Annotated in this window: 1 protein-coding gene; it reads right to left on the bottom strand. The window is 55.1% G+C overall.

Annotation, left to right across the window (positions count from 1 at the left end):
• The coding region (locus AC04SF_RS37350; protein WP_488481872.1) for a serine hydroxymethyltransferase at positions 1 to 1,021 on the bottom strand (1,021 nt) is incomplete at both ends.

Below are 1,021 nucleotides of genomic sequence, written 5' to 3'. Positions count from 1 at the left end.
CAAGATTGCGGTTCGTTGTCACGCCATGAGCTTCTAATGCCTTCTGCGCGACATCGCCCGTCAGCCCACGCGTTCTGAGGTCAACCATCGTGAATGGCGTATCTGTCCCCCCTGTGACGATTTTGAACCCACGTGCGCTCAAGCCGCCCGCCAGAGTTCGCGCGCAGCTCAGTACCCGTCTAGCGTATTCGGTAAACTCGGGCTTAAGGGCCTCACCGAAACAGACGGCCTTGGCGGCAATAACGTCGGGCAGCGGCCCGCCTTGAATGCCGGGGAATACCGCGGAATCGATTTTCTTACCTAAAGCCGCGTCGCGAGACATTATCAGCCCTCCCCTCGGCCCGCGTAGATTTTTGTTCGTCGTTGTGGTTACCAGGTCCATGTGAGGAAATGGGCTTGGATACTCTTTTGCAGCAATCAGTCCGGAAAAGTGGGATACATCGGCGAGTGTGACTGCGCCAACTTCCGCAGCGATTTTTGATACCTTAGGAAAATCGATAGCACGAGGATAGGATGAGCCGCCTACAATAATGAGCTTGGGACGATGCTCGCGAGCGAGCTGTTCCATCGTATCGTAGTCGATGAACCCCTCAGGTGTTGTCCCGTATGATATTGTTTTGAACCAGCGACCGGACAAGTTGGACTTGAACCCGTGGCTCAAGTGCCCCCCTGAGGAAAGGTCCATACTCAACACTGTGTCTCCGGGCGTGAGTAAAGCGAAGTACACTGCCTGGTTAGCTTGGCTACCAGAATGGGGCTGCACATTTGCGTGTCCCGCACCGAACATCGCCTTGGCTCGCTCTATGGCAAGGCGTTCAATGGCATCGACGTTTTCGACACCAGCGTGATACCGTTTCCCCGGATAGCCCTCAACGGTGGTGAATACCACCATCGATGCCATCGCTTGGCGGACCGCGTTACTCATGTAATTCTTCGGGGCGATCAATTCTACCTGGCTTCGCTGCCTAGACTCGTCTGCTGAGATTAATCGTGCAAGTTCGGGATCTGCCTGAATTAGGGG

Source organism: Mesorhizobium sp. CNPSo 4671 (assembly GCF_057784245.1).
This window is presented reverse-complemented; position numbering and strand designations above follow the sequence as displayed.